The organism is Paraburkholderia sp. GW821-FHT02A12, from assembly GCF_059422005.1.
Genome location: NZ_JBWKWA010000002.1, coordinates 769,725 through 795,801, shown reverse-complemented (window position 1 = coordinate 795,801; position 26,077 = coordinate 769,725). Strand labels below are relative to the sequence as shown.

Annotated in this window: 30 protein-coding genes and 1 pseudogene; 7 read left to right on the top strand and 24 right to left on the bottom strand. The window is 60.9% G+C overall.

Annotated elements, in window-relative coordinates:
• Positions 1-74 precede the first annotated feature (74 nt).
• Positions 75-899 (top strand): cyanophycinase, encoded by an 825-nt coding sequence (locus tag AC07WT_RS24935; RefSeq protein ID WP_494948986.1) that lies wholly within the window; start codon positions 75-77, stop codon positions 897-899.
• Between the two features lie 127 nt (positions 900-1,026).
• Here AC07WT_RS24935 and AC07WT_RS24930 read toward each other — a convergent pair whose 3' ends face one another.
• The 4 genes from AC07WT_RS24930 to AC07WT_RS24915 form a co-directional block, all read right to left on the bottom strand.
• Positions 1,027-2,736 (bottom strand): transglutaminase-like domain-containing protein, encoded by a 1,710-nt coding sequence (locus AC07WT_RS24930; protein ID WP_494948985.1) that lies wholly within the window; start codon positions 2,734-2,736, stop codon positions 1,027-1,029.
• Between the two features lie 147 nt (positions 2,737-2,883).
• Positions 2,884-3,192 carry a hypothetical protein gene (locus AC07WT_RS24925; RefSeq protein WP_492594620.1) on the bottom strand — a complete coding sequence of 103 codons (309 nt, stop codon included), beginning with the start codon at positions 3,190-3,192 and terminating at the stop codon, positions 2,884-2,886.
• A 130-nt stretch (positions 3,193-3,322) separates the two neighbouring features.
• Positions 3,323-6,112, bottom strand: a complete 2,790-nt coding sequence (cphA, locus tag AC07WT_RS24920; protein WP_494948984.1) for a cyanophycin synthetase — start codon at positions 6,110-6,112, stop codon at positions 3,323-3,325.
• A 472-nt stretch (positions 6,113-6,584) separates the two neighbouring features.
• Positions 6,585-6,776 carry a hypothetical protein gene (locus AC07WT_RS24915; RefSeq protein ID WP_492594618.1) on the bottom strand — a complete coding sequence of 64 codons (192 nt, stop codon included), beginning with the start codon at positions 6,774-6,776 and terminating at the stop codon, positions 6,585-6,587.
• A 367-nt stretch (positions 6,777-7,143) separates the two neighbouring features.
• Here AC07WT_RS24915 and AC07WT_RS24910 point away from each other — a divergent pair, with 367 nt between their 5' ends.
• Positions 7,144-8,217 carry an ROK family transcriptional regulator gene (locus tag AC07WT_RS24910; RefSeq protein ID WP_494948983.1) on the top strand — a complete coding sequence of 358 codons (1,074 nt, stop codon included), beginning with the start codon at positions 7,144-7,146 and terminating at the stop codon, positions 8,215-8,217.
• A gap of 43 nt (positions 8,218-8,260) precedes the next feature.
• On the opposite strand, the gene AC07WT_RS24905 is transcribed toward AC07WT_RS24910, so the two are convergent.
• The 5 genes from AC07WT_RS24905 to AC07WT_RS24885 all read right to left on the bottom strand — a co-directional run bounded on the left by AC07WT_RS24905 (position 8,261) and on the right by AC07WT_RS24885 (position 12,649).
• A complete protein-coding gene (locus tag AC07WT_RS24905; protein WP_494948982.1) occupies positions 8,261-9,265 on the bottom strand; it encodes a M14 family metallopeptidase in 1,005 nt (334 codons plus the stop codon).
• Positions 9,266-9,296: 31 nt separating this feature from the next.
• The gene (locus AC07WT_RS24900; protein WP_494951037.1) at positions 9,297-10,643 is read right to left on the bottom strand and encodes an MFS transporter; all 1,347 of its coding nucleotides are present in this window, start codon (positions 10,641-10,643) and stop codon (positions 9,297-9,299) included.
• Positions 10,644-10,822: 179 nt separating this feature from the next.
• Positions 10,823-11,731: a LysR substrate-binding domain-containing protein gene (locus tag AC07WT_RS24895; protein WP_494948981.1), complete on the bottom strand. Its 909-nt coding sequence runs from the start codon at positions 11,729-11,731 to the stop codon at positions 10,823-10,825.
• Between the two features lie 465 nt (positions 11,732-12,196).
• Positions 12,197-12,463 carry a DUF1488 family protein gene (locus AC07WT_RS24890; protein WP_492594614.1) on the bottom strand — a complete coding sequence of 89 codons (267 nt, stop codon included), beginning with the start codon at positions 12,461-12,463 and terminating at the stop codon, positions 12,197-12,199.
• The gene (locus tag AC07WT_RS24885) at positions 12,464-12,649 is read right to left on the bottom strand and encodes a hypothetical protein (protein ID WP_492594613.1); all 186 of its coding nucleotides are present in this window, start codon (positions 12,647-12,649) and stop codon (positions 12,464-12,466) included.
• A gap of 838 nt (positions 12,650-13,487) precedes the next feature.
• Here AC07WT_RS24885 and AC07WT_RS24880 point away from each other — a divergent pair.
• The 5 genes from AC07WT_RS24880 to AC07WT_RS24860 all read left to right on the top strand — a co-directional run bounded on the left by AC07WT_RS24880 (position 13,488) and on the right by AC07WT_RS24860 (position 16,037).
• Positions 13,488-14,363 carry a transglutaminase family protein gene (locus AC07WT_RS24880; RefSeq protein WP_494948980.1) on the top strand — a complete coding sequence of 292 codons (876 nt, stop codon included), beginning with the start codon at positions 13,488-13,490 and terminating at the stop codon, positions 14,361-14,363.
• A gap of 24 nt (positions 14,364-14,387) precedes the next feature.
• The gene (locus tag AC07WT_RS24875) at positions 14,388-15,197 is read left to right on the top strand and encodes a transglutaminase-like domain-containing protein (RefSeq protein ID WP_494948979.1); all 810 of its coding nucleotides are present in this window, start codon (positions 14,388-14,390) and stop codon (positions 15,195-15,197) included.
• Between the two features lie 146 nt (positions 15,198-15,343).
• A complete protein-coding gene (locus AC07WT_RS24870) occupies positions 15,344-15,502 on the top strand; it encodes a hypothetical protein (RefSeq protein ID WP_494948978.1) in 159 nt (52 codons plus the stop codon).
• A 104-nt stretch (positions 15,503-15,606) separates the two neighbouring features.
• Complete coding sequence (locus tag AC07WT_RS24865) at positions 15,607-15,774, top strand: hypothetical protein (protein WP_494948977.1); 168 nt, start codon at positions 15,607-15,609, stop codon at positions 15,772-15,774.
• Positions 15,775-15,830: 56 nt separating this feature from the next.
• Positions 15,831-16,037 (top strand): hypothetical protein, encoded by a 207-nt coding sequence (locus AC07WT_RS24860; RefSeq protein WP_492594609.1) that lies wholly within the window; start codon positions 15,831-15,833, stop codon positions 16,035-16,037.
• Positions 16,038-16,241: 204 nt separating this feature from the next.
• On the opposite strand, the gene AC07WT_RS24855 is transcribed toward AC07WT_RS24860, so the two are convergent.
• The 15 genes and pseudogenes from AC07WT_RS24855 to nifN all read right to left on the bottom strand — a co-directional run bounded on the left by AC07WT_RS24855 (position 16,242) and on the right by nifN (position 26,063).
• Positions 16,242-16,448, bottom strand: coding sequence for a hypothetical protein (locus tag AC07WT_RS24855; RefSeq protein WP_492593449.1), 207 nt, complete (start codon positions 16,446-16,448; stop codon positions 16,242-16,244).
• Between the two features lie 128 nt (positions 16,449-16,576).
• Positions 16,577-17,038, bottom strand: coding sequence for a type II toxin-antitoxin system HicB family antitoxin (locus AC07WT_RS24850; RefSeq protein WP_494948976.1), 462 nt, complete (start codon positions 17,036-17,038; stop codon positions 16,577-16,579).
• Between the two features lie 31 nt (positions 17,039-17,069).
• Positions 17,070-17,354: a hypothetical protein gene (locus tag AC07WT_RS24845; protein ID WP_494948975.1), complete on the bottom strand. Its 285-nt coding sequence runs from the start codon at positions 17,352-17,354 to the stop codon at positions 17,070-17,072.
• A 418-nt stretch (positions 17,355-17,772) separates the two neighbouring features.
• Positions 17,773-18,336, bottom strand: a pseudogene (locus tag AC07WT_RS24840) (TOBE domain-containing protein); the annotation flags it as partial.
• A gap of 17 nt (positions 18,337-18,353) precedes the next feature.
• Entirely contained in the window at positions 18,354-19,145 is a 792-nt protein-coding gene (locus AC07WT_RS24835; protein ID WP_494948974.1) for an ATP-binding cassette domain-containing protein, read from the bottom strand.
• A gap of 12 nt (positions 19,146-19,157) precedes the next feature.
• Positions 19,158-19,907: a molybdate ABC transporter substrate-binding protein gene (gene modA / locus AC07WT_RS24830; RefSeq protein WP_494948973.1), complete on the bottom strand. Its 750-nt coding sequence runs from the start codon at positions 19,905-19,907 to the stop codon at positions 19,158-19,160.
• Positions 19,908-19,926: 19 nt separating this feature from the next.
• Entirely contained in the window at positions 19,927-20,601 is a 675-nt protein-coding gene (gene modB / locus AC07WT_RS24825) for a molybdate ABC transporter permease subunit (protein WP_494948972.1), read from the bottom strand.
• A gap of 85 nt (positions 20,602-20,686) precedes the next feature.
• The gene (locus AC07WT_RS24820; protein WP_494948971.1) at positions 20,687-21,679 is read right to left on the bottom strand and encodes an LLM class flavin-dependent oxidoreductase; all 993 of its coding nucleotides are present in this window, start codon (positions 21,677-21,679) and stop codon (positions 20,687-20,689) included.
• A 102-nt stretch (positions 21,680-21,781) separates the two neighbouring features.
• The gene (locus AC07WT_RS24815; protein WP_492593455.1) at positions 21,782-22,414 is read right to left on the bottom strand and encodes a globin family protein; all 633 of its coding nucleotides are present in this window, start codon (positions 22,412-22,414) and stop codon (positions 21,782-21,784) included.
• 161 nt (positions 22,415-22,575) lie between these two features.
• The gene (locus AC07WT_RS24810) at positions 22,576-23,154 is read right to left on the bottom strand and encodes a nitrogen fixation protein NifQ (RefSeq protein WP_494948970.1); all 579 of its coding nucleotides are present in this window, start codon (positions 23,152-23,154) and stop codon (positions 22,576-22,578) included.
• Between the two features lie 11 nt (positions 23,155-23,165).
• Positions 23,166-23,471: a ferredoxin III, nif-specific gene (fdxB, locus tag AC07WT_RS24805; protein WP_494948969.1), complete on the bottom strand. Its 306-nt coding sequence runs from the start codon at positions 23,469-23,471 to the stop codon at positions 23,166-23,168.
• Between the two features lie 27 nt (positions 23,472-23,498).
• Positions 23,499-23,699, bottom strand: coding sequence for a CCE_0567 family metalloprotein (locus AC07WT_RS24800; RefSeq protein WP_494948968.1), 201 nt, complete (start codon positions 23,697-23,699; stop codon positions 23,499-23,501).
• A gap of 46 nt (positions 23,700-23,745) precedes the next feature.
• The gene (locus AC07WT_RS24795; RefSeq protein ID WP_494948967.1) at positions 23,746-24,243 is read right to left on the bottom strand and encodes a NifX-associated nitrogen fixation protein; all 498 of its coding nucleotides are present in this window, start codon (positions 24,241-24,243) and stop codon (positions 23,746-23,748) included.
• Positions 24,236-24,649, bottom strand: coding sequence for a nitrogen fixation protein NifX (nifX, locus tag AC07WT_RS24790; RefSeq protein ID WP_494948966.1), 414 nt, complete (start codon positions 24,647-24,649; stop codon positions 24,236-24,238). Before nifX ends, AC07WT_RS24795 begins: the two co-directional genes overlap by 8 nt.
• Positions 24,650-24,671: 22 nt before the next feature.
• Positions 24,672-26,063 carry a nitrogenase iron-molybdenum cofactor biosynthesis protein NifN gene (gene nifN, locus AC07WT_RS24785; protein WP_494948965.1) on the bottom strand — a complete coding sequence of 464 codons (1,392 nt, stop codon included), beginning with the start codon at positions 26,061-26,063 and terminating at the stop codon, positions 24,672-24,674.
• Positions 26,064-26,077: the final 14 nt, after the last annotated feature.

The window sequence follows — 26,077 nt, the reverse complement described above, 5'->3', positions numbered from 1 at the left end:
GAACAGGCGGATCACGTGGTGGCTGCACGAGACCTCGGCTACTTCGCGATTTTGCACTCTACCCGGAGTGAAAGTTGAGTCGCGCAAAGGCGTCCACGGGCGGCACACGCGGTTTTATCGTCCCCATCGGCGGCGATGGAAGACGCATACGGAAGGCCCCCATCCTGCGCCGCTTCGTGCAGCTTTGCGGCGGCTCCCGTGCGCATATCGCCATCGTCGCCACGGTCTCCGAGATGCCCGACGCTGGCTATCGTTACGAACGAGCGTTCCGCGATCTGCGGGTTGATCGGGTCAGCCTCCTGAGGTTTGGGTCCCGAGCCGACTGCGAGTCGCAGCGGAACCTGGAAGTGCTCGATAGCGTCGACGGGATTTTCCTTATTGGGAGCGAGATAGTCCATCTTTCCGAGACCCTGGGCAGCACTTCGGTGGCCCAGAAGATCCGCAACCGGAATGCACAGGGTATCCACGTGGCCGGCACCTCGACGGGAGCCGCGTTCCTGCCGGAGCAGATGATTGAGGCCGGACAGAGCGGCACGACGCCCCGCGCGGACATTGTCGAATTGGCGCCTGGCCTGGGCCTGATCGGGCAGTTGATCATCGATCAGCACTATCGTCACCAGGACCGGCTCGGGCGTCTGCTGATGGCCCTGACTTACAACCCGCTAGCCATTGGTATCGGCCTGGATGAAGACACGGCTGCGTTTATTGGTCCGGACCACGGGCTGCAAGTGGTGGGCAGCGGCGGCATCACCATTGTGAACCCGTCCCAACTCCAGCACTCCGCGATCCATCCAGATCGTCGCCATGCGCCGGTCAGCATGATCGGCCTGCACCTGGACATCCTTGTTGAGGGCGACCTGTATGACTTGGCGGCGCATAGGGCGACCATCATGCGCTAATTCGGATTCGCGCCGGTCAGCTTGGGTTTTCTCAAGTCATCACGTGAGCCGCCTTGGCGACCTCTCGCGATCAAGCGGCGGGCTTCCGCCAACCGCCCAGTGCTCATGCGGCGCGGACCGCCGGACGTCAGTCAGGAAACGCTTCATCCAGCGAGGCCTTTCGAAGGACCTCGATCTGGATATCAGGTACAAAAAAGGCCGAATACATCAGATCGTTATCGACCTTTTCCCAGCAACCGGGCTTGCATATTTCGCACATCTTTTCTGTTCTGCTATTTTCTATATAGATCCACGACAGCGCGCCAAAAAACCTTTCATGCCGTTCTGGCGCATTGTCCGATGAGCTTTCCATCGGTACCCACCCTGGCCCGGGCACGTAGAACTCCACCCACGCATGATCGTAATCCGGCGTACAGACCGAGTTGACTCGCGCATATCTCAGCTTATACTCGGGCACCTTGAAATCTCCGACTGGCCTGCATGGGACCCCGCAAAGCCGCATTAATCCTATTAACAGCTCCATGTACTTACCGCAGGTCCCTTCGCCGCCTCTCAAGGTCTCGACGGGACTTGTGTACTGGTTGTTGTATCGGTACTCCAACCTGCTATAAACATATTCGCGCACGGCTTTCGCAATTTTGACCGCATTACCGCGCTCGTTTTCGGGCAGAGCCGAAATCAGCCCGGCTGCAATGTCTCTTAATTCCAGCCGGTCCATATCATACCTCGGCTCTTCTTTAAGAAAGCGCGTCTTGATATCGTCGGGATAGGGCGCATCCGCGACATTCAGCTTGTATCGTATGCCGTACACCTCTATTACAGCACTATAGCCAAAGGAACGGCGCTCTTTATCAAGCTCGACGCCGGTCAGATCGAATTCCGCGATCTCGTTGCCATTTTCGTCTTTTTTTAAAACGCCCGGAACGTCGCCAATAATCCTGATTGACTTGATCTTCTGTCTTCGCGTCTCGACTGGAATCGACAGCCTGACGCACATCTCGACCCCACCGATTCTGTTCAAAACTTCACGGGCGGGCTTGAGCATTTCGGCATAAGTCAATTTCACCTCATACCCTCCCGAAAGACCGAAACTCCCGGCCTCACCAAGTTCTATTATTTTGTAGTCAAGTCTCTCTATAAAACCATCGGAGACATGCTTGTTGAGTTTTATATTCGGACCGCCACGTTTCCCCGATTCAGAACTCGCATCGTCGAAAACGTCCCAGCTATCCTGGTTGTAATATATATAGATGCCGGGCTCTTCTTTATCTGACGTTTTAATGGAAGCGATTCCTGATGCCCCTTCATACGGTATGGTCAGCGATGCCAGATGAATCCCATCAAGGCTGTAGACATAAATGGCCTGGCTGGCGCTGTTCAGTATAAACAGGAGATCTCCATGCAAGGTAATATCGTTGACACCATGACCTACCTCAGTCGCCTGTATTAAACCATCCTCATCCAGAATGAACAGGGCGCCACGTTTGTCGACCGCATAATACCGATCGTTTTTCCAGCACAGCCCAACCAGCTCCTCTGCTTGATCGATCGTAACGGTGTCCATCGCGTCACGGACCGTTCCATTCTCTATCCCGACCGCGTAGATCCGATTGGAACGCGAATAATTGACGATACCATCCGGCCGCATACAGAGTGCAGCCGATCCTTTGAACGCGTTGAAGCTCCTGAAATTGACAATCCCGTAAAAAAATCCCGTGCGAACGTCAATTTTGCCGAGCGCCCCGAGGTCCGGATCGACGACGAACAGCGCATCTTCCTCGTTGCTATCGACAGAGACGATATGCCTCGCAAAGAGAGGTTTTATCGGCGTGACCACAAATCCCCCGTATCGTTCTGATTGACGAGGCACGGGCGGGACCGGTGCCTCGTCAAGTCAGGCGGGACGCGGCGCCCGAGACCGCAACAGGGCTCCATTGAGCGTGAGCGCTGCGCCTGCTACGCCCAGGCAGGCGCAGCAAGTCCGCTAATGCTCCCTGCCCCTCGAGGCTTCCCGGTCCCGATCCCGCGAGGCGTCCCGGTCCCTACCCTTCAAGGCCTCCTGCTCATTGCCTCCCAAGGCCTCCTGTTCACTGCCTCTCAAGGCTTCCTGAATAAAATCGGCATAGTCCGAGAGGTGCCTCAAATTGGAATCCAGGGAATTGCGCGACGACCCGCTCATCGCTTCGTGACGTATCAGGTCCAGCGCGACTTCGACGGCTATCCTCCGTTTCGAGGACGCATCGAGCGCGGCTTCGTTATCGTTGTAGAGAAGAAATCTCTGTCTCTCGTCCATTTTGGCTCTCCTAAGTCTTGACGCTCATGAAGGGTGTGCATCGGATGCTTCACCCGCCTTGGGGTCCTGCTACCAGGTCGGCTTGCGACCGCCTGGGACGTCGCCGTTACCACGGCGAAAACTCATTCATTCAGTCCTCGATGTCTCGTGCCAGCCGCACGCCGCGCTCGTCGCGGATAATCTCCATGCTATTGTCCCATTCGAACCCGCCCAGATCGTCCAGACGGATCTTGACGGGCCCTGGTCTTCTCTCGAGCGCATGCCCTGCTTGCCCATTGGGCCTGAAGTGCACAATCTGCTGCCAGGCACGCGTGTAGTCTTCGCTCAACAGGAGGAGCAGATCGCCAGGGCCGGCCATCTCGAGCGCCGATTGATTCGCTGCCTGCTCATCGGCGATGACCTCGATCTGCTCTGCCCCGACCCCGTTCTCGCGCAGCGCGTAGCACAGCATTTCCGGCACTTCGAGGTGAGCCCGCCCACGCGAGTCGCAGTCCCGGTGGCAGATGTAATGCTCGAAGTGTCCGGCCGCAATACGCGCGATCTCCAGCACGTCCTCGTCACGGCGGTCGCCCGGAACCGTCAGCGAAATGATCTTCGCGCGCGCGGCGCCCAGCCGGTCTACAAGAGCGCACATGGTCTTCACCGCTGCCGGATTGTGCGCATAGTCCAGAATCACCCTGAAAGGATGCTGATCATAGATGTTCGTGCGACCGGGGGTCTGCTGGAAGGTGTTTTCGAACGTGCGCAGGCCCAGGCGGATGCCCTCGAGATCGATCCTGAGACCGCGAGCGAGCGCTGCGGCGAACATCGCGTTCTGCACATTGTGCAGAGCGAGCCCTTGCACCGTGGCCGGAATCAGGTGCGTCCACAACAACGGAAAACGGTGACCACCGTCCCACAGGGTGATCATGTGGCCGTTTATCTCTTCGTCCAGAATGACCGCCACCCCGCCCGCCCGTATATGCTCATTGACCAGGGGGTGAGCAGGGTTCATGGTCACGTAGCCCAGGCGGTTTGCGTGGCTATGATCCGCCATCTTCAGACATAAGGGATCGTCAGCGTTGACGACAGCCATGTCCTTCGCCACTTCGATGACGATGCGCTTGACCTCGGCCATCTGCTCCACGGTCTCGACGCCACGCAGGCCCAGGTGATCGGCGGTCACGTTGAGGCAGCCCGCCACGTTGCACTCCGGATAGCCCAAACCACACCGCAGCAGGCCACCCCGGGCCGTCTCCAGTACGGCGGCGTCGACAGCGGGATCCGCGAGAATCATGCGCGCGGATGTCGCCCCGGTCATGTCGCCCTCCACAGTCAGCCGTCCGTCGATGTAGACGCCATCGGTTGTACCCAGACCCACCGTGTAGCCCGCCAGCTTCATGATATGGGCCAGCATGCGCGACGTGGTGGTCTTGCCGTTGGTGCCGGTAATGCTTGCAATGGGGACGGTCGTTGGAGCACCGGGTGGAAACAGCATGTCGATGATGGGCCCGGCCACGTCCCTGGGCGTGCCGTCGCTCGGCGCCAGATGCATCCGTAGACCCGGGCAGGCATTCACCTCGCAAATGGCGCCGCCAGTCTCACGATACGACGCGGAGATATCGGTGGTGATGAAATCAACACCACCGACGTCCAGGCCAATGGCCCTGATCGCCCGGACGGCCATTTCCCGGTTGTCCGGGTGCACGCTATCGGTGACGTCGATGGCGGTGCCACCGGTGGAGAGGTTGGCGGTGGCACACAGATAGACGGTCTCGCCCGGCTTGGGTACCGTCTCGGGACTCAACCCCTCGTCATTCAGGAGGCGTTTTGCCGCGCCGTCGAGCTCCACGCGGGTGAGCACGTTTTCATGCCCCACACCCCGGCGTGGATCCTTATTCACCTCGTCCACCAACTCCTCTACGGTGTGAACCCCATCGCCCGTCACATGAGCGGGGATGCGCCTGGCAACCGCCAGCAATTCGCCATTGACCACCAGCATGCGGTGATCGGACCCCGGGATATAGCTTTCGACGAGCACCCCGCCGCTGTACTCTTGCGCCCTCTCAAAGGCGAGCTCCACCTGCTCTGGCCTTGTAAGCTTGATTGATATGCCTTGCCCGTGATTGCTGTCCAAGGGCTTGACCACGACCGGGTAGCCGACGCGTTCGGCGCTATAGACAGCGTCGCCTGCGTTATAGACCTTTCGTTGCCGCGGCACCGGAAGTCCCGCGTCATGCAGGGTCCGATTGGTCTGCTCCTTGTCCGATGCCTGGTCTACGGCGATCTGACGCGTCTCGCTGGTGAGCGTCGCCTTGATCCGTTTCTGGAAACGCCCGTAGCCGAGCAGCATCAGGCTCTCGCCGTTCAGGCGCGTACAAGGGATTGCACGCTTCCCAGCGGCGCTCACCAACGCAGCAGTGCTTGGCCCCACGTCGCAACTCCGCGCATAACGGATGAAATCATCCAGTTCATGCTCAAAGTCGAAATCTTGTTCAGGATTCTGCTCCGGCTTCAATTCGTCAGGAAGAAGATGCTCGATCAAGGCACGAGACAGGTTTCCGGCCTGTCGACCGACATCTTCATCATGGTACTCATAGACTACGTCGTAGCATCCCCGCGGCCCGGCTGCACGCGTCTTGCCAAAGCTCACGTCCGAACCTGCCACCTTCTGCAGTTCGATGGCTACGTGTTCCATCACGTGACCCAGCCAGGTTCCCTCGCCTTCCAACATGCGTCGCACGAACCCGCCGGCGGTATTGTACGAACACCCATGCTGTTGAAGGCCGGGGAGATAGCCAAGCAGACGATCGATGAAGTCGTGGCCCAGCCGCATGGTTGGCCATTCCTCAAGCTTCCCCAGATCGACGGTGTACCGAATCACCGGGAAATGTGCATGAATATTAGGTCCTTGATAAGCGACGATCGACTTGATTTCCATCGAATGACCTCCTGAAGTTCTGATCTCAGGTAAGCCGCCCCCCTTCGAGCCATCGTAGAGAGGCACTAAACGACATTCAAAAAATACGACGAATTGTCATAACAATCGCTGGCTGCCCCTCATCTTTTGTTCTCTCGTGCAGAGGATTTTTAGCGAAGCGGAGGCGGCGCACGGAGATGGCCGCAGGCACGGCACGAAAGGCGCATCCGCTTCGCTAAAAATTCTTTGCGCTGGACTACTCCGCCGCTGGTGACGGCTATGTGCATTGAATCGCGGGATAGCAACGGTTTTGCCGATGACGGCGTTGGCGGCAACGCGACCGCCGTATCGTCTTGCGCTTGAGGGCTGCGTACACCATCGTGTAGTGCAAACAGGTCGCGCCACGCGCGCACTGCGCCGCCATGGTCGGACGGCGTCCAAAGCTGTGCCGCAAATCTGCCGCAAAGCGTCGAGTCCGGCGTGCAGAACTCCTCTACAAAAATAGAGGTAATTCCAGATAAAGCAACATCTCTTCTGTAATTGTCCGGTTGCCTTTTCTGTTGCCCTTTTTTTGCGAGTAGCGATTGCGCCTGAAGGAGAAGCCTTCGCGCTGAAGCGTCACGGCCAACGTCTCTGCACGGCACGGCAGTGGCTCGCCATGAGCCGCTGCGCTGCGCTGCGTCATCTGGGCGAGCCTCAGGGGGCCCCCATTCGCGTGGCGCTCACATCGGCGGCAAGCATCGCGTGACGACCCTATGTGATCCTCCAGAGAAATTTAAAAAGCCAGCGCTTCGTACATACATCGGCTTGTGCGGACGTCGCCACAGCGGCGGATCATTGTATTCGTCACGAATACTACACACATTGAGTATTAATATGCGCAGTGTCATCAGCGCCTGGTCGCAAGTCCAGCGTGACGGGCCGGAACGGCCATCAACGAGCGAGACACACCGTCCATGGTTACTAAAAACAGCAACTCAGAGCGGAGTCCCAGCATGCCGGCATCGAATCGGCGAAATCCGCATATCCAGCCAACCAGTACGAGCGAGCGGATGATTCTCGATATCGTCCGTCGTCATCGGGCGATCTCCCGTGCAGCCATATCCCTGGAAACGGATCTGGCACAGCAATCGGTCCATCGCCTTGTCGAGCAGCTAATCGGACGTGGCCTGCTGCAGGCGGGCAAGGCCATCAGGAACGGACGAGGCCAACCCAGTCCGCGCATCGAACTCGTGCGCGAAGCGGCCTATACGATCGGCGTGGCAGTCAACACCGATTCCATGGCGGTGTGTCTCGCCGACCTTGGCTGCCATATCCTCGAGCAAGTGCAGATCCAGACGCCGCCAATGAGTCGAAATGCGTCGCTCATCAGCGTGAATGACGCGATCGACCGCCTCCTCGTACGCCACAACGTGCCGCGCGAGCGCCTTATCGGTGTAGGTTTTGCGATTTCCGGCTACTTTGTTGCCGACCGGCGCCAGGTGAATGCACCGGAGCCGCTACAGGACTGGTCATTGATCGACCTTGAACCGATTCTTGAAAATTGCTTCGAACTGCCGGTATGGATCGAAAACAATGCCACGACGGCAGCTATCGGTGAAAGCCTGCTCGGGGCAGGACTGTGGGCGCGCAGTTTCGTCTACCTGTCATTCAACTATGGGTTTGGCGGCGGCATTGTCATCGACGGCAAACCCTATTTTGGTTCACATGGCAACGCAGGCGAGATGATGATTTATGACGAGGACGAGACCGGTCGTCGTCCGGCGCTGCAGTATCTGATCAAGGAATTGCGGGCAAACGGCGTCGACATCGACTCGGTCGAGGACTTGCGCTTCCGTTTTGATCCGACATGGCCCGGCGTGGAGAGCTGGATCGTGCGCACGCTCCCCGCACTGGATCGGGTCATCAACACCGTGGCCGGTTTATTCGATCCCGAAGCTATCGTATTCGGCGGCCAGTTGCCCGTTCAATTGGGCAGGATGCTGATTGAGCGGGCCCGCTTTTGGGAAAAGCATCGATATGGCGTCGCCCCCCCAAGACCGAAGCTCGTGCTCGGCGAAGCGAACGGCAACGCGGCGGTAATCGGCGCCGCGCTTGTGCCGTTGAAGGAATGTTTCTTCGAGTGAATCAGGCTGCGAGATTGCGCGCGGGGTGTTCCGCCTGTTCTCTTCATTGCCATAGATCGCGCTTGTCAGCCACGTCCATCTTGCCGAGCCTGACCACGGTGACTCCCTTGCCGAGATGGCGCAGAGACGGTTGCAACAACACACAGTTGTCGTAAGGAGTGACGATCCGGCACGCGCCATCGACGGCGATCAGCGTTCCTGCCTCGGCAATCACTTCCATGCCGCGGAAGTCATCGGTGAAGCGGAAGTCCGTCGAGGCCGCCGTGACCGCGTGAGTCACGCGGATGCATTGTGGCCGTAGTGGTGAAGCCGACTTCATCCATGGTGCGACGGACGTCGAATCGATCACGCCGGTGCTTGTCAGGAACCGGCATACAGCATCAAGCGCAACGTCCCGGCCCGCTTTCTCAAAATGCTGTCCGCATTCGATCAGCAGCGCGTTTTTGGAGCTGTTCGGATCGCCGAAGCCGCCATAGTCGCGCAAGCGTCGCCCTGCGGCATGGCCTTCGTCGATCATCAGATGAGCTGGCGCGGCCATCTGCCGCGCTAGCGCCACGCCCTTCGCGAGCGGGCCAGTGAGAATCAGGGGCTCCGACTTCTCATGCATCGAATGAATGTCGAACAGAAAGTCCACGGTATCGATGAGCGGACGCAGTTCACGCGCCCGGCGCAACTCGAGATTGTCGTCCGGTCCGTCCAGCCTTTCAGGCGCCCACAGGCGGTTCATGTCTTCATCGATATAACGCGTGGCGTCTGGATCGGCCGGATCGAATCGGTCATACGCCACCACGTTCGCGAACGACAGCGTCAATCGCCCGCTGCTCGGTCGCAGGCCCGAAGCCAGCAAGATGTCGAGCGCTATCGCGCCGCACATCTCATTGCCATGAGTGAGTGCGTTGATCATCACGTGCGGGCCGGCCACCCCACTGTCGAAACTTTGGACATAGTCGATACCGTCCTGACCGGTCCGCCAGCGGCGAATATCGGGCTTATCCAGCTCAATCGGGTAGCTCGGCAACGTGGCGCGAAGCGCTTCTAGTGTCGTCATTGTTAGTTTTCCCAAAGAACGTGTCGTCGCGTCAGTCTGTGCCGTGCCGAAATGCGCTGCGGCGGCGCAGCAGCCACAACGCGGCGAGGCTGATCAAAGTTGTAGCCAGCACGTAGAAACTGGGCGATGTCTTGTTGTGTGTCGTTCCGATCAGCCAGGTCACGATCAGTGGCGAAAAACCGCCGAAAATCGTCACGGACAAGTTGTAGCTCAGCGCCAGTCCCGTGCCTCGGGTACGGGTCGGGAATATTTCGGAGAGCAGCGCCGGCAAGGGCGCGAGAATCGCCGCAAGCAGTACACCAACGATCGCCTGGGTCGCCAGCAGCGTCGCAAAGGTCGGATACGCGACCATGGTGGAAAACATCGGATACGTGGATACGGCGATCACGATCATCGCGATGGCAATCACGCGGATGCGCCCATATCGGTCCGACAGCAAACCAAAAAACGGGGCCATCACCATCAGCATGACGCCAGTTACCATCGTACAGACGAGCGACGCACTCGTTGCGATATGCAACTGCTTAACGGCATAGGTGGGCATATACACCTTCTGCACGTAGCTGAACGCCGTCACCGCCACCACGACGCCCGCGCCAAGCAAAAGGCCGGGCAAGCCGATCGTCAGCGTATCGCGTAACGGGGAAACCTCGCGTTGATCGCTTCGGCTAGTCGCCTGCAGCGCAAGGAACTCTGGCGTTTCCGGTGTATAGCGACGTATGTAGAGGCCGATCGGCCCGATCAGCAAACCGAACAGGAAGGCTGCTCGCCATCCCCAGGCATCGATCTGCTGCGTGCTGAGGGTATAGGTCAGCACCGTACTAAGACCGGCGGCAAGGACGGTCGCGAGACCTTGAGTCGATGCTTGCCAACTGCCGCTGTAACCCAGCCGCTTGCCATCGGCGTGCTCGACCATGAAGGCCGTCGCGGCGCCGAATTCGCCGCCAGTCGAAAATCCCTGCAGCAACCGCGCGACGATCACGAGCGCGGGGGACCACAGTCCGATACGCGCATAGGTAGGTGCGAGAGCGAGCATCGCCGTGCCGATCATCATCAGCAGGATGGACCAGGTGAGTGCAGCCTTGCGCCCTGCGCGGTCCGCATAGCTACCCAGCACAATGGAGCCTAGCGGCCGCATGATGAACGAAATGCCGAAGGTGCCGACGGACAGCATCAGTGAAGTCCAGTCGTCGCCGGTCGGGAAAAAAAGCTTGCCGATGGTGATGGCGAAATAGCCATAGATCAGCAGATCGTAGTATTCGAGCGCGTTTCCGACGCTCGCCGCCAGTACTGCGCGCCAGGCGGCGGGTCGCGGTGACGTCGCGGTGGTGTTAAGCAACGCGTCCTCTGGACGATCCGCGCTGTCGCCATCTTTCATGCCGAGCGTTCTCGCGAGCATAGTTCTCTCCTCAAAGTCTCCCCGCCAGGTTTGTCCGTCTAGTCGGCGAGGGGTTCGAAGGAGTCTATGGAGCGCAAAAAGACCGTCTGTGCCGTTTTGGCACAAGGTCGGGCTACTTTGAGCAACCGCCGTTGCGTACGGGTGGCGAGCGTTTGTTGCTAGCCCAGCCGCTGGGCGTTGGAGATGGCAAGTTTCCAGACCTCGTCCAGCAACGCGTTCTGATTGCTGCGTACGCGGTACATGCTGATGTCAACGCGAATGTTCCATTCCTTGACGCCCGCAAGACACAACGCGCCAGCACCGAGGTCGTTCTTTACCAGCCGGTGCGGCAGCCACGCCATGCCAAAACCCCGCAAGGCCATTTCCTCCACGGCTTCATAGAAATCAGCCTGGAACACGGGCGTTAGAAAGGCTTTCTGGTCAGTTGCTGCGAGATGACTGTCGAGGATTTGCCGAAGCGTCAGGCCGCGGGAAAACGCAAGCCATGGCAACGGCGAGCCGGCCGAACCGGGCAGCCTGAAACGCGGATGTCCGCGCTTATCGGGAATGCTGACCGGTACAAGCGTCTCGCTGTCCAACCGGCAGTGGTCGTATTTCCGCGGATCGAGCAACGCATCGGCCTGCGGACTCGCATAGGATATGAGCAGGTCGGTCGTGCCATCGGCGAGTTCCAGCACGCCTCCCTGCGTGCCGCCGGTCGTCACGCTAATCGGAAAAGGGCCGCGCTGCTCATACAGATCCTGATACCAGCCCGGCACGAACGTGCGCGCGAGGGTCCTGCCCGTACCGATTTTGAGCGCGACCGGGAGTTCGACTTCACGCAGTAACCAGCGTGCTTCATTCAAGTCATCAATGGCATTGGACGCAGCATCCAAAAATAGCCGCCCAGCTGGCGTCAAGGCGACCGGCTGCACTCCGCGGTCGACCAACGCTGTGCCCACCCATTCCTCCAATGCCCTGATGCGTCGACCGAAGGCCGGATGGGTAACGCTACGATTTTCGGCTGCACGGCTGAAACTGCGCGTCTTTGCCAGTTCCCTGAAATCTTCCAGCCATTTGATCTGCATGCACGCTCTTTGCCGGTTTCAACTGCACTCGAGAATTCGCATTATCCAGTAAATCGAACTAGTCGCGAGCAGGGCTGCACTGTACCCAACGTATTGGGGACGGCTGCAACGGAACAATGCGAGGCGGCCATCGCACCGTGAGTGCGGTGTGCGATGGGGTCGTAAAAGCCGGGATTGTGCACACCTGACCTGAAATTGTCGGGCACGATGGTTTCGGTACAAGACGCCCTGGGAATCCCCGGGAATCTTAATGGCGGAAGGCAGCCGACTCCTACAATCGTCTGCAAAGCTGCGCCAGGTTTGGCTCCCGCATTTCCGGCAGGTGGCTACCCATAATCGAACGCACGAGACTTGCGTCGGCCCGAAGGGTTGCCAGGTCGCAACGTAAGCCGGTGATTGCCTGCGGCCCCGTCCGCGTCAGCAGGAAGGCGCACGTGTGGTGCTCGTGCCGACAGGCCACCTCATTCACGCGATCGTGTACCTGCTCCGGGGGCCACCGCTATAAAGGTCTCTGGCAAGTTCCAGAATTCGGTCGCGATTGCGGTCGAAGGCTGCCAGCAACGCGGGCTCGTCAGAACCCATGTCAGGGTTCAGTTTCGTCAGCATCGCATCGTCGACCAGAAAGGCAATCTCGCGAGAATTGTCGTAGCCCCAGAAGCACACACAGTGTCTGGAAGCGTCGTAGATGCGACTGGGATTAGGAAAGTTGAGCACCGCGCTACCTTTCCCCACCTACTCACCGGAACAGATATATCGCCACTTGCTCGCGTTGACATTGATGCGGGCGTCATTATCGCGCCGCTTCTGGGCGCGCTCGTTTTCCGCCTTCTCCAGCGCAGAGGCGCGCGCCTTCTGCGTGACGATGAAGTCGCTTTGCCTGACAGATGAGGCTGAGTACACTTTGGTTTGCTTTGGCATGCTGGTTCCTGTAAAAAAATTCAAATATCGAGGCCGACGCGACAAGCGGATTTCGTGGACGGCACCCCGCATGAGAGGCGCGATCGGGTGCTTGCGAGCTTACCGCCTGCAGCAACTCCTGCGCACCGAATGCCGGGCCGAACCCCACAGCGCTGCCCGTGTTTGCGCTCCTGCAGATCACAGAATATTGCCGAGTCGATTACGTCATTGAAAACGTCCCGATTCAGACAATTTTTGGAGAAGCGTCTCGAGCGCCAGGCAAGTCGACTACCGAAATAGGGCAAACGCAGACTGGATGACTCACGAAGTTTGCCGCCACGATATTCGCTGTCGGGATCGTTGTGGTGTGCTTTCTGGGGAGCCTTATTGACCGAAGCAATCGCAAGGAGTCGATGAAGAACCAGCGGCCACGCACATCGAACATGACGAGAGTGCGCTCTTTACCGCAGCGATGCAAGTGCAATCGCGAAACGCTCATTCAGGCGACTTTCCCCGCGCACCGCGCCGACACTCTGCGCGCACGGCCCTTTCATGTGACGTGAACCCCCGCCAGGTTCACGGGTCCTTGCCTTGTTGCCACAGCAAGCGCGAGGAATTGCATAGCGTAATTTGCCGATGCCACTCCGTGACGCCGTAGTGTTCAATCAGCAAATTCGAAATGAGGACTTTTAACTTTTTATATCCGTGTATGCTGGAAGACATGCCTGTCGAATCATGCACCCGAGCTGGAAAATTCGGTTAAGACGCTGTGCAGGTCCTTCTTGAAGTTGAAGGCCAGATCACACTGTCACTGCAGGTTTCGTGCAGCAGCAGTGACGCTTGAATCAGGTAGAACGACATGAGTGGGCCGCGATGCCTCACTGTTCGACATAAGAGCACCTATCGCTATTCTGAGCCAGTGAGTTTCGGTGAGCATCGGATGATGTTTCGCCCACGCTCCGGCCATGACCTGCGTCTCGTGACCTCACAATTGTGCATTACGCCGACACCTGCCCGCCTGCACTGGCTGCACGATGTGTTCGACAATTCGGTCGCAATAGCCACGTTTTCCGACGAAGCATCTCAACTCCTGTTCGATAGCACGGTCACGCTCGAGCACTACGAAGCGCCACTGCCTGAATATGCGATCGAGCCCTATGCCGCGACCTGGCCGTTCGCGTACACCAACGAGGAGGCCACAGACCTCGTGAATGCGCGCAGCCGACGGTATCCTGATGCGGCCGTCGACAGGTGGGCGCACAGTTTCATTGCGCGAGGTGGCAACACGTCGACAATGGCGCTCCTGCGGGCCATGACGACGGAGATCAAAGACGGATTTCTTTATGTCCGGCGCGCGGAAAAGGGTGTCTACCTCCCGGCTGATACGTTGTGCCGTCGTAGTGGCAGCTGCCGCGATTTCGCCGTTCTCATGATCGACGCAGTTCGCTCCCTTGGCCTCGCCGCACGGTTCGTAAGTGGCTACGTCTTTGTTCCGGATCACGACGCCACTCAAGGAGGTGGTGCCACACACGCATGGCTGCAGATCTTCCTGCCGGGCGCGGGCTGGGTGGATTTCGATCCGACCAACAGCATTATCGGAAATCAGCACCTGATCCGGGTAGCCGTGGCGTGGGATCAGCATCAGGCCTTGCCCTTGTGGGGAACCTGGACAGGGACGCCAGACTCGTTTCGCGGTTTGGATGTCGAAGTGAGTGTCACCGAGGACCGCTGTTGAATCTTTCTGCGAAAGGCCGCTGCAATGAAACTTCGTGTTGGTTATGAACTGATTTACGAGTGCGTGCAGTACACCCCCATGATGCTGATGCTGAACACGCACTACTCGCGCGCGCAGGATGTATTGTCGGCGGATCTGCTTGTCGTCGCCCCATCGGTGACCATCCTGCAGTATCGGGATGGTTTCGGTAATCTCTGTAGCCGGCTCGTCGCACCGCCGGGTCGAATCGAATTGTCGACCACCGCGTTGCTTGAGATTTCCGACCAACCCGAAGAGCGGGAGCCTTACGGTTACCAGCATCCGGTCGAGGAATTGCCTGACGAATGCATGGTGTTTCTGCTAGGTAGCCGCTATTGCGAGACCGATTTGTTGTCCGATGTCGCGTGGCAGCTTTTCGGCAAATCGTCGCCCGGCCGCGATCGGGTGCAAGCGATCTGTGATTTTGTTCATCGCCATATTGTCTTTGGGTACGAGTTTGCCCGATCGACCAAAACAGCGTGGCAGGTCTACCACGAGCGGCGGGGAGTGTGTCGCGATTTTGCCCATCTGGCAGTCACATTCTGCCGGGCCATGAACATTCCGGCGCGTTACTGCACGGGATATATCAGTGACATCGGTGTGGCCCCACCCTACAGCGCCATGGACTTCGCGGCCTGGTTCGAGGCGTATGTCGGCGGCTGCTGGCAGACATTCGACCCGCGCAACAACGTGCAGCGCACTGGACGGGTGTTGATGGCCCGCGGACGAGATGCTGCCGATGTCGCGATAAGCAACACTTTCGGCCCGGCAAAGCTTGTGACCTTCGCCGTGCATTGTGCGCCGGAGCAAGGGTGACGGCCGGACAGACTTCGCGGCGTCTTGGGCAAGCTCCGAAAACCGGCGTTTCCGACAAGCCAGACGGTGGTCCTCTCTGGCTGGCTCCTGCTATTTCTCTGGTCACCTAAAATATAAGCATGGTTCTGGCCTCAAAGGAGGTTGCCATGAGCCAGTCAATGATCAGTTTTGTAGTGGGGATCGTGGTGGTGCTGTGCGTCGCGATATTCACAGCGGCACGGTACCGGCGAGAACACAAGGACGAGCCGGTGACCCGTTGGCTGGACGCGCATCCGATTCGCGACTGGCTGCGCCATAAGCACTGAGTGATTCAACGTGATATTTGGAAGCGCCGGGGCGCGCGCGTGCTATTTCTCTATCGCGCGGTTTGTCGCCTGATGTAAAGCGAGAACAGATTGAAAAGGATGATATGACGTACGCAATGTGGGGCATCGCGGTCGGGCTGGCGCTGATGTTCGGCGTGTCGCTGCGACGATACAGGCGCAGCCTTCTGCGGAAGCGGGAGATCCGTTGGATGGGTGAACACCACGTATTGGACAGGCTACGCAAGCAATTGGGATTGTCGCTCGAGAAATGACACGCGCTGGGCAGATTGTCAGGTTGCAAAGACTACTTTTTAGAGGAGTTGGCGAGATGACCATGAATTACGCAGGCAGGTCGCACGATGAAGCCGTGGCAGCGCGGCACGGGCAGAAGCAAAAGGCGCAGGAACAGGCAGGCGGCGAAATGGCGGTAGAAGGGACGGAGGCCGACGCGGAGCATAGTTGCGGCGAGCTCTCCGAGCGGGGAAAGCAGGTATGGCGAAGTGGCAGCGGGATCAACGGTGGGGGAAAGGAGTGATATGGTCTCGGTGATCTGATGCGATGCGGGCGGAAATTCACTTCGCCCGCCATCGTGAGCAGGCCCCATTCCGCTACTCCGGCACCATTGGACCCTCGTACCGGGACGATGCCGCGCCACCGCAAGAGAAACCGACGCTTCGCCGGTTCTTCCGCTTCCGCCGTCTCAGGGCGGAACAATATCTTCCTTATGAGTCACCAACGTTCAAGGTCGCATAAAGCCGCTTCCAGCACCCAGCCATTTTCTTGCGTGCCTGACCCATTGCTTCGGCGCTCTGTATTGAGGCCCTTCGACGACTTGCTTTTCATTTTCCGGGGCCACCGGCATGCCATCATCCGTCGCATTCGCTGCGGCCTCTCTCTGTCTTCTGCTTTCTGCCAGTTCTTCGGCATTTACCTGGTCATCAATCATGATGCACTCCTACTATGGAACAAACTGGTTCGCCAACAGGTAGTTGGCGCCGCCCTCGATAGTCGGGACGACGCGACACATCGTAAGTTCGGGTTTGATTCTTGACGCCCGTCGTAGCGCGAGCGGTGTCATCCGTCCACGAACACCCACCGGGAAACCGGCGTACAGGACAATTGCCTTTCGTATCGGTTCTCAAGTTCATGTACGACAGCCTGCGTCATGAACGTGGAGCGCGTCATGTGACGTTGTTTTGCTGCTGCATCGACTCGCTGCAGCAGACTCTCGAGCAGACTGAATTGAACGCCCACGGCTTTCGAGGTAACCCGCGCCAGATTGATCTCGGTGAACATCCAGATCCCTTGTCCGTCGTCCATGTCGAGCGTATGCAATTCCGACGTACTGCAGGTAGGAGCGGGTATGAGTTGCTCGCTGCGGTCGTACATCAATTCGATAACCTCCTGCGCGTTGCGTTTCAGTTCATCGAACGAATGGCCACGCGCAGCGGCGCGGGGAAAATCGGGAAAACTGGCGCGAAAGCCGGTATCGCCGTCGCGGTGCACATAAAGCGGATATTGCATGACCTGCTCCACTCAAGCGGTGGACTGACTGGCATTCGGTGTGTCAGAGTCCGCTCGCCTCAACCTTGCCATCGACGCTGTCTTTGCCGAAATGCATCGCGAGGTCGATGGCGTCTTCCGCGGTGGTGGGACTTACCATGTCGAACAACGTTGCATAGCGCCGGGCCTTGACCTCGCTGGACGGAATGGTGTCGATTCGCACGATCGATGAGAACTGCCTTGGACCTTTGGCATACGGGTCACGGTGCAGCGGGAATACCTGGTGAGAGTACGCACGTAGCTCGTACCCTCTGTATTCGATGGTGGAAATGGTCGTGATGACGCGCACTCCTTAAGCAATACCGACCGTCATGGAACCATGCCTGTCCGGATGCGAAAAACGTACGGCCATGTACATCTGGATCACTTCACCATGCGCTCAATGCCGTCGAAAAGCAAACTAAATCTTGACGGCACAAAGGGGGAAGCCGGCGTCTTGCCGGCTTCCCCGCGACGACCTGCTCATGCAGGGCATCGTTTTCGTGCTTGCGCGCGAGCCGCGCATCTCTATCGCCTACACGATGTCGGGTGTGTCCCACCGACGCATCTTCAGTGTTGCGGCGTTTCACCCGCATTTCCGGCAGAAATTCGTCGCGTGTCGTCAAATGGCCTTTCACCCTCAGGCGTCGGCGGGCTCGCACAGAGGTGGAGAATATCCCCGCTTCGTTGACGACACAGCCTGCAGTTGCACGCGGACGTGCCGAAGCTCACGCCGACGCGACGGCCACCATCACCGAATAGGCCTTGAATACCGCTGTCGCCTGCTGCCCAACAGCTAGCGCAAGCGCATCCACTGCATCGTTCGTCACGCTGGCCGTCAGATTCACGCCGCCCGGAAGCGTCAGCACCACCAGCGACGACACCGCGCCGCGCTCGAGACGAGAAATCGTCCCGGCGAACTGGTTGCGCGCCGACAGCACGTAGCCGGCAAAATCGACCACCAGCACGACCGCCGAAGACTTGATCAGCGCAATCGCCTCCTTGCCCACGGTGAGCTTGAGACGATCGGCCGCAGCGCTAGTCATCGTCGCGACAATTTGCTGGCCGCCGGCGATCGTGACCGAGACCTGAGTGGTCACCGGCCCCGGCTCGATCGCATCGATCGTCCCGACAAACTGGTTGCGTGCGGTCGTTTTCATTGCCATTCTCCTGAGAAGGCCGGCCAGCGCCGGCAGTTGGTTAAGCCACGCGTCCTGCTCGCGCAGGAAGTTTCGATTGATGGTTCGGAGCTTACGCCAAATCCCCAGAAAATCGGCGGCAACCGGCGTCAGCGACCGATTCGCGTGCATTAGCCGTCGACCGGTGCCTGGAGCAGCGCACGCACGCGTCGTTCGCGCGCCGTGAGCGGCGCGGCATCCAGTTCCGGCTCCAACGAGCGGCGCATGATGTCGCGGCCTTCGCCGCTGCGCATGTCGACCTCGCGGACCACCTGGCCGTGCTCGACGACAAAGGCGACATCGGCGAGCGCAAGCACATCGTCGACATCGTGCGTGATCATCACGACGGGCATCTTCCAGCGCCTGAACACATCGGCGAGTTGTCCGCGCAAGTCATGACGCAGCAGCGGGTTCAGCGCGGCAAAGGGCTCGTCCAGCAACAACAGCTCCGGCCCGCACGCGAGCGCACGGGCCAGCGCCACGCGCTGCTGCTGCCCGCCCGACAATACAGCCGGGCGGCTGCGCGCCAGTTCGGTGAGTTCGAAGCTCTGCAGCAGCGCGTCGACCCGCGCGGCGCGATCGCTCGACAGGCCGCGCCGCCACCAGTTAGTCAATCCGAAGGCCACGTTCTCGCGCACCGACAGATGCGGAAACAGCGCGTAGTGCTGGAACAGATAGCCTACGCCGCGCCGGTCCGGCGGCAGGTCGATACCGCGCGTCGAATCGAACAGCACGCGCCCGCCGACGCGCACATGTCCCCTGTCAGGCCGCAATAGCCCGGCGATCGCCTGCAGCGTGAGCGACTTGCCGGCGCCCGAAGCGCCATAGAGCGCCACCACCGGCGCTTCGGACGCGAAGCGAGTCGCCAGCGTAAAGCGGCGCGTGCGATCCGAAACGGTGGCGGTCAGATCGATGTCGATCATTCGCGAGCCTCGTCAGGATTTAACGAAGCCGTAGCGCGCCAGCACGTTCTGCGCTGCCGGGGTCGACAGATAGGCGATGAAATCTTTCGCGAGCGGCTGCTGGCGGCTCGCGCTGACCGTGATGACCGGATAGGTCACCGGCTCGTGACCCTCCACGGTCAGCGCGATCCGGACCTTGCCGGGCGCCAGCATGGCGTCCGTGCGATAGACGAAGCCGGCCTCGGCCTCGCCACGCGACACGTAGTCGAGTACCTGACGCACGCTCTCTGCCTGCACGAACTTCGGCTCCAGCGCGCCCCACCGCCCGGCCCTTTCCAGAGCCTGCTGCGTGTAGCGCCCGACCGGCACGGTGGCCGGCTTGCCGAGCGCAATGCGCTTCACCGCGGGACTCGACAGATCGGCCAGCGTCTTCACGAGCGGCGCTCCCTCCACCGGTACGATCAGCACCACCGAATTGGCGGCGAAGTCCTGCTTCGTGCCCGCATCGAGCAGTTGAGCATCGATGCCACGCGCGACGGTTTCCTGATCCGCACTGGCGAATACATCGACGGGCGCGCCTTGCCTGATCTGCTGAAGCAATACCCCGGAGGCCGCGAAATTGAAGCGCACGGTCACGCCGGGATGGGTCGCCGCGAACTTCGCGCCGATCTCGTTGAACGCGTCGGTCAGGCTTGCGGCGGCGGAGACGGTAAGTTGCTGGGCCGAAGCGAGCAACGGCAGCGCTGCGAGCAGCGCGATAGCGAGGAAACGGACAAAGCGCATCGGAGGATTTCCCCGGTAGTCAGCGAAGGGAGAAGAAGCGGTTCGACGCAAGCATCACCGCGATGGACAGCATGGACGTCACCAGCACGAGCAGCAGTGCGGTGTGGTCCTGGCCGCTCTGCATCGCGTCGTAGATCGCCATCGAAAGAGTCTGGGTTTGCCGGGGAATGTCGCCGGCCACCATCAAGGTCGCGCCGAACTCGCCCATGGCGCGCGCAAACGCGAGCAGCGTGCCGGCCAGAATGCCGGGCCACGCGAGCGGCAACGTGACGCGAATGAATACCGACAGCGGCGACTGCCGAAGCGTGCGCGCCGCCGCTTCGAGCGTGGGGTCGACGCCGGCAAACGAAGCACTGGCCGACTTCAGCACCAGCGGCAACGCCACCACGGCCGCCGCCGCAACCGCGCCGTGCCAGTTGAACACGATCGTGTAGTCGAAGTGCTCGTCAAGCCATGCGCCGGCGACACTGCGCCGGCCCGCCGCGACCAGCAGGCCGTAGCCGATCACGGTCGGCGGCAACACCAGCGGCAACATGCACACGGCCTCGAGCACCGAGCTGCCGGGAAAGCGCCGGCGCGCAAATATCCAGCCGAGCGCAATGCCCGCGGCAAGCGCGAGCACGGTGGCGACCCCGGCCACTTTCAGCGACAGCAGCAACGGCGACCAGTCTATGTTTTGTAGGGAATCCGACATTGGCGACACGGTTCGTTGTGAAGTGAACGACATGACGCCTTGAACGCAAGATGCAGGCCAGTGCGCGGGCGTTCAAGCATGCGCGTTACCTGCGGCTCAGCCCCAGTTCCTCCGCGAACAACGCCAGTGCGGCTCGTGCCTTAGCCGGATCGTGCGTCGCCGGCTTGAGCAGCAGGCGGTGTGGTCCCAGCCGCTCGCTCAAGCGGCGCACCTGCGCCGCGCAATGCGCGGGGTCGCCGATCACCGCATTCGCGAGGATCACATCTTCGCGCGCGTCAGCTGCGAACATCGGCGGTAACGCGCCGGCTTCGAACTGCACCTGCATCAGCCGGGGATAAGACCGCACGCATGCCACGCCGTGCTCGAGCGCATCACGCTGGTCAGGCTCGCAATGAAAGAAGCGCGCAATCGCAAACGGAAAATCGCCGCGCTGCGCACGCTGCCTCGCCACCTGGTCGGCGACGCGCGCCAGATCGGCCGACGGCGTCGCCATCAGCCCATATCCGTGCTCAGCGGCGAGGCGCAGCGAATCGGCGCTGAGGCTCGCCAGCCAGACCGGCACCGGCTGCTGCAGCGGGCGCGGCTGCAACGCGACGTCGTTGCAATGGAAGAAGCGCCCGTCGAAGCTCGTCGCCGGCTCGCTCCATAAACGCTGTATCAACGCGAGCGCTTCGTACATCCGCGCGCGTGCGTCATCCGCCGACGCGATCCCCGCAGCCCGGTACTGCACCGGAAACGGGCCGCCACGCGCTACGCCGAATTCGATGCGTCCTCCGCTCAGCAGATCGAGCGTGGCGATATCCTCGGCGACGCGCAGCGGGTCGTTCAGCGCCAGCAGCGATGCGCCGGTGCCGAGACGGATCGTCGAGGTACGGGCCGCGATGCCGGCAAGCAGCACCGTCAGCGCACTGCCGATCGCGTATGAACTGTAATGGTGCTCGGCGACCCACACATCGTGGTAGCCGAACGCTTCGGCCGCCATCGCATTACGCACGGTTTGCGTCAGCGCATCGCGCGCATCGCCGTCGGGGTTCTCGACATTGAGGAAAAGACCGTAGCGTTGTGTGGAATCCGACATAACAGCTTCTCTCGTGGGAAGACCGACATCAAAGGCAAGTTTTGCGCCCACCGCTCGCGATAGGTGAAATCACGGCGGCGACGACGACGGTTGGCATAGGCGTCATGGCGAGCGCCGCGTGGCATGGCCCGCAAGCGGCTCGCCCGCTGCCGGCGTGAGAAACCAGCTACGCACCGTGTCGTAGGGATAGCGCGTCAGGCCGGCGTGGCGCGCGTGCGGCGCCAGCAGATGCACGGACAGCGGCTCCGCCCAGCTCCAGAAGTCGGCGCGCAGCGCGGGCGGGAAAGCGACATCGTCGAACGCGTGCCACAGTTGCACCAGCCAGAGTTCGCGGCCCTCCTCGTCAAGCAGCAACGGCAGCCCGGAGCCCGCCTGCAGATGCGCATGCCGCTCGCTGTAATGCAGCGGCCCGCCGCAGGACTCGACCACGAAGTCGGCCACCCGCGATGCGACACAATCGAAGCAATGACCCGCACGCGCGAACAGCGGCGTCAGTCTGAGCCGCTGCATATGGTGCAGCACCAGATCGCGCAGCCCCGCTTCGTCGCAGATCGCGAGCAGCCGGTGCGGCGGTTGAGGCAGCGCGGGCACGCAGGCGGGCGGCAACGCCCGGGCGCGCGGCCCATGCTGCTGCGACTCCACCACGGGCCATTGCAGCGTCAGGTAGCAGGCCCGGGTGCAGGGTGTCCAGCGAGCGCGGGGCGCCTGGGACGCGGCAGGTCGGAACGAATCCATGAGTGTGTACGGTTGGTGGTTCGGTTTATCGGTTGTATACCTGGATACATAACGATGGACATGCTTAAGCAAGTCCCACGCCTTCTCACTGCGAATCTGCCGAAGACGCCTGGCAAGCTGGACCCGCAACGTACCTGCCCGAAGGGTCCGGGCGGTTCTGTCTACTCGGCTCCAAAGCAAAGCCCGTGGTCCGTACAGACGCCGCAACTGGGTGCCTTGCAGATGAACAGACCCTCGCGTTCGCACAGTTGCTTGTAGAAGAACTTCTTCCACTTCATGTCTTGCGTATTCTTCGCCGCGAGCCGCGGAAACCAGTGGCCGATCAACGCGGACAACTCGCGCCGCGACGGCAGAAGCAGGTCTTGCCAAAGGTGGTTTTGTCCGAGGCTTGCGCAGGCCAAAGCATGGGCGACGCAGTTCGCCTCCTCTGCCGGGCCGGCGCGGGGATCGGCATGGTCGTTGAGCAACGCCACCAGATCTTCGAGTTCGTCGTCACGCGGCTCGACGCGACGCCCGCTCGCAGACCCAGCCCATGGGAGGCACGCAAGGCCGAGCGCCGGCCCCGCGCCCGGGAACCAGCGGGCAAGCATCCGGCGCGTCTGGTCGGCGTCCAGCCCGGGCATCGGCAGCACATCGACGCCGTGGCGCTCGAACGCGCTCGACAGCACGCCGGCCAGTGCCAGCACGGTGGGATCGCCCGCCTCCACCGCGCACGCCATCAGGGTTGCATAGGCGTTCATCGCGGCATCGCTCAGAGCACGGCCGCCGCGTGCGTGTAGCACTTTTTCGGGCAGATCTTCGCGCACGCGGTGCAGCCGATGCACAGTTCCCGATGCGCGATCGTCATCACCTTCTTTTCGTACTCCTCGTCTTCGTCGTCGCCGTCCAGCGCGATATGCGCGCCGTCCTCGTCGAGCCCGACGAGTTCCAGCACGCCGCGTGGACAGACACGGAAACAGCGTCCACAACCAATGCATTTTTCTTCGTCGAGCGTGTTGACGAAGGTCGGCGTCCAGGTGGCGCCGCTCGGCAGCGTAACGCTGAAGGTATCGCTCATGGTGTGCCTCCGTGGTTACGCGCTGGTTCAGGCCGCTGCCGCAGCGGCGGCCTTGCGGGCTTCCATCAGCGCGGCATGGGCTTCGTGGCAACGCTGGGCGACAGCGAGAATGTTCTCCCAGTTGGTCGGCAGTTCCTCGGACAGGTCGTGCAGGTCCATCTTCGCCTGGGTGGCCTGCGCGTTGAGTCTCTTCAGGCGCGCCTTGAGTTCGTCAGCATCGGTACTCATCGTCATGTTCCCTTCAGGTTCCCTTCATGATCACTTCACGATTCCTTCAGGCGCCGTACTGTGCGACGGCGGGGTACGTCCTGATCATCTCGACCGCTTCGTCGAGAAACTTTCCGCCCGCCTCGGCGAGCTTCTCCAGCGAAGCGAAGCCAAACCGGTGCACGTCGCGCAACTGCTTGTTGACGACGACGAGCCGCCCCGCGATCAACACCATGCGGCCAAAGCCCTCGTGGCTCATCTTCATCATCGGCGAGACCATCTGGCCGGTCTGACGCTCGATCGCCACCGCAATCGCGCTGTAGAAAATCTCAAGCCGCCACAGCGTTTCGGGATCGGGGTCGCCGATGATCGGAATCGCGCGGCGTTCTTCCGGTGTGTGGATGTACGGCTTGAGCAGTTGCAGGTCGGACTTGCCGTCCCACGCGCCGTGGGTGTCCTGCGCGCGCAACTGCTTGACGAGCTGCTGCACGAACGGCGCCGCCAGCAGCGTTTCGTCGCTGGCCGTGCCCGGAACTGCGGATGATTCAGCGGTGGCTTCAGCCATGAGATACCCCGTCGTCTTCAAAGTCGTATACACGTTCGCCATCCTTCGCCAGCGCCTTGCGCAGCCACGGCGGCGGCGTGCCCTTCAACACCTGTTGCAGCTTGCCGAGGATCTCCTCGATGGACTCGGGCTGCGGCACCTTGATCGGGTGAATCTTCAGCGCGACCACGCGCGCCGCGCCCGAACCGCCGATCGCGGCGACGTACAGGATCGCGCAATCCTTGACGGCTTCGAGCTTGGGCGCGAGCTTGTCCTCGTCGCCGTCCTCTTCGAGCTTGCCGCCGAAGTCGAACGCCTCGACGAACTGATAGCCGTGCGGCGTGACGTTATAAGTGACGATGCTCTTCGCCCAGCCAAAATGCGCATCGACGTACTGCCTGTCCTGAGTGGCGAACGCGATCTTCATGCTGTGTGCTCCTTGAGGTGGATCAGGCGCCGGCCGCGACGACCGGAATGTTCACTTCCCGCGCCGGATCGCGCGCGGCCAGATCGATCGCGGCCTGCGGCAGCGGCCAGTCGCCCGGATGGTGATGCGGAATCTGCTCGATCATCAGATTGGCGATTTCGAAGATCAGGTTCATCGTGCCGCGGTAGCCGACGTAGCGGCGATGCGCGTTGCCCACCCGGTCGAACACCGGAAAGCCGATCCGCAACAACGGCTTTTGCAGACGCCCGGCCATCTGGCGCCCGTGCGAATGGGTGATCAGCAGGTCGCAGTCCGTCGCGGCGCGTTCCATGTCTTCGAGATCGCCGATCACGACCTGATCGGCGGGCAGCAACGCGTGCGCGGGCGATCGCGTGGTGCTGATGCAGCAGCGCAATTGCGCGCCCATCTCATGCAGCAGGCTGCCGAGCGCGAGCAGCAGATCGGGCTCCGCACCGATCGCGACCTTGATGCCGCCGGTATAGAAATGGCCGTCGAGCATCGCATCGAGCAACTGGCTGCGCTGACGGCGGTATTTCGCGGGAACGGGCCGCCCGGAGCGTTGCGCGAGCAGTTGCAGCAGGCGGTCGTTGGGTTCCAGTCCGGTGAGCCGCTCGAACACGTCGAACGGGGTGCCGGCGATCGCGTGCAGTGCCCGCGCACCGTCGCGCGTCTGCTCGCCCACGCCGATCGTGAATGCCGATGCACCGGCGGCCCGGATCTGCGCGAGCGTGGTCCCACCCAGTGTGGTGCCGCGCCAGTCCGGCGCGATATGGCCGTCGAGGGAACCGGAAATGTCGGGCAGCACAATGACATCGAAGCCGAACGCTTCGACGATCTCGCGCAGTTCGTCGATGTCGCCAGGCGACAGATGGCTGCCGGGCAGCAGCGTGACCTGATTGGCCACCGTCGGCAACGGCTTGACCAGCGCGTTGACGATGCCGGTAATGGCATGCCGGTAGCCGTCTTCGAATGCGCCGACATAGTCGGGCGTCGACACGTAGACGATTTCGGTGTCGTCGAGTTCGGGCTTGCGCTTGCGCACCGTGACGAGATAGCCCTCGACGTCGTCGCCCTTGGTCTCGGTAAGACCCGTTGAACAGATCGCGATGATTTTCGGCGCGGCGCGCTTGCGGATGTTCAGCAGCGCGGCCTCGATGTTCTCGTAGCCGCCGAGCACAGTGGTGACTTCGTTCATGGCGGTGGTCTGCAGCGGGATCGCCTCCTTGAAGTGGCGCACCAGCAGCACGAGGCCAAACGACGTGCAGCCCTGCGAGCCGTGCATCACCGGCATGCAGGCATCGAGCCCGAGGAAGGCGAGGCTCGCGCCCAGCGGCTGGCTCATCTTGAGCGGATTGACCGCACAGGCTTTCTTCGATTCGACGACTTCGGCCATGGCATGTTCTCCAG

What these genes read in the sequence shown, in the direction of transcription:
- AC07WT_RS24875 (WP_494948979.1), top strand. Translation starts at nt 14,388, where the DNA reads ATGAAACTTCGTGTTGGTTATGAACTGATTTACGAGTGCGTGCAGTAC.
- AC07WT_RS24835 (WP_494948974.1), bottom strand. Translation starts at nt 19,145, where the DNA reads ATGATCGACATCGATCTGACCGCCACCGTTTCGGATCGCACGCGCCGC.
- AC07WT_RS24855 (WP_492593449.1), bottom strand. Translation starts at nt 16,448, where the DNA reads ATGATTGATGACCAGGTAAATGCCGAAGAACTGGCAGAAAGCAGAAGA.
- nifX (WP_494948966.1), bottom strand. Translation starts at nt 24,649, where the DNA reads ATGAAGATCGCGTTCGCCACTCAGGACAGGCAGTACGTCGATGCGCAT.
- AC07WT_RS24880 (WP_494948980.1), top strand. Translation starts at nt 13,488, where the DNA reads ATGAGTGGGCCGCGATGCCTCACTGTTCGACATAAGAGCACCTATCGC.
- AC07WT_RS24820 (WP_494948971.1), bottom strand. Translation starts at nt 21,679, where the DNA reads ATGTCGGATTCCACACAACGCTACGGTCTTTTCCTCAATGTCGAGAAC.
- AC07WT_RS24795 (WP_494948967.1), bottom strand. Translation starts at nt 24,243, where the DNA reads ATGGCTGAAGCCACCGCTGAATCATCCGCAGTTCCGGGCACGGCCAGC.
- modB (WP_494948972.1), bottom strand. Translation starts at nt 20,601, where the DNA reads ATGTCGGATTCCCTACAAAACATAGACTGGTCGCCGTTGCTGCTGTCG.
- AC07WT_RS24905 (WP_494948982.1), bottom strand. Translation starts at nt 9,265, where the DNA reads ATGACGACACTAGAAGCGCTTCGCGCCACGTTGCCGAGCTACCCGATT.
- AC07WT_RS24900 (WP_494951037.1), bottom strand. Translation starts at nt 10,643, where the DNA reads ATGAAAGATGGCGACAGCGCGGATCGTCCAGAGGACGCGTTGCTTAAC.
- AC07WT_RS24810 (WP_494948970.1), bottom strand. Translation starts at nt 23,154, where the DNA reads ATGAACGCCTATGCAACCCTGATGGCGTGCGCGGTGGAGGCGGGCGAT.
- AC07WT_RS24895 (WP_494948981.1), bottom strand. Translation starts at nt 11,731, where the DNA reads ATGCAGATCAAATGGCTGGAAGATTTCAGGGAACTGGCAAAGACGCGC.
- AC07WT_RS24865 (WP_494948977.1), top strand. Translation starts at nt 15,607, where the DNA reads ATGACGTACGCAATGTGGGGCATCGCGGTCGGGCTGGCGCTGATGTTC.
- cphA (WP_494948984.1), bottom strand. Translation starts at nt 6,112, where the DNA reads ATGGAAATCAAGTCGATCGTCGCTTATCAAGGACCTAATATTCATGCA.
- AC07WT_RS24860 (WP_492594609.1), top strand. Translation starts at nt 15,831, where the DNA reads ATGACCATGAATTACGCAGGCAGGTCGCACGATGAAGCCGTGGCAGCG.
- AC07WT_RS24910 (WP_494948983.1), top strand. Translation starts at nt 7,144, where the DNA reads ATGATTCTCGATATCGTCCGTCGTCATCGGGCGATCTCCCGTGCAGCC.
- AC07WT_RS24870 (WP_494948978.1), top strand. Translation starts at nt 15,344, where the DNA reads ATGAGCCAGTCAATGATCAGTTTTGTAGTGGGGATCGTGGTGGTGCTG.
- AC07WT_RS24815 (WP_492593455.1), bottom strand. Translation starts at nt 22,414, where the DNA reads ATGGATTCGTTCCGACCTGCCGCGTCCCAGGCGCCCCGCGCTCGCTGG.
- AC07WT_RS24915 (WP_492594618.1), bottom strand. Translation starts at nt 6,776, where the DNA reads ATGACGCAGCGCAGCGCAGCGGCTCATGGCGAGCCACTGCCGTGCCGT.
- modA (WP_494948973.1), bottom strand. Translation starts at nt 19,907, where the DNA reads ATGCGCTTTGTCCGTTTCCTCGCTATCGCGCTGCTCGCAGCGCTGCCG.
- AC07WT_RS24800 (WP_494948968.1), bottom strand. Translation starts at nt 23,699, where the DNA reads ATGAGTACCGATGCTGACGAACTCAAGGCGCGCCTGAAGAGACTCAAC.
- AC07WT_RS24925 (WP_492594620.1), bottom strand. Translation starts at nt 3,192, where the DNA reads ATGGACGAGAGACAGAGATTTCTTCTCTACAACGATAACGAAGCCGCG.
- AC07WT_RS24885 (WP_492594613.1), bottom strand. Translation starts at nt 12,649, where the DNA reads ATGCCAAAGCAAACCAAAGTGTACTCAGCCTCATCTGTCAGGCAAAGC.
- fdxB (WP_494948969.1), bottom strand. Translation starts at nt 23,471, where the DNA reads ATGAGCGATACCTTCAGCGTTACGCTGCCGAGCGGCGCCACCTGGACG.
- nifN (WP_494948965.1), bottom strand. Translation starts at nt 26,063, where the DNA reads ATGGCCGAAGTCGTCGAATCGAAGAAAGCCTGTGCGGTCAATCCGCTC.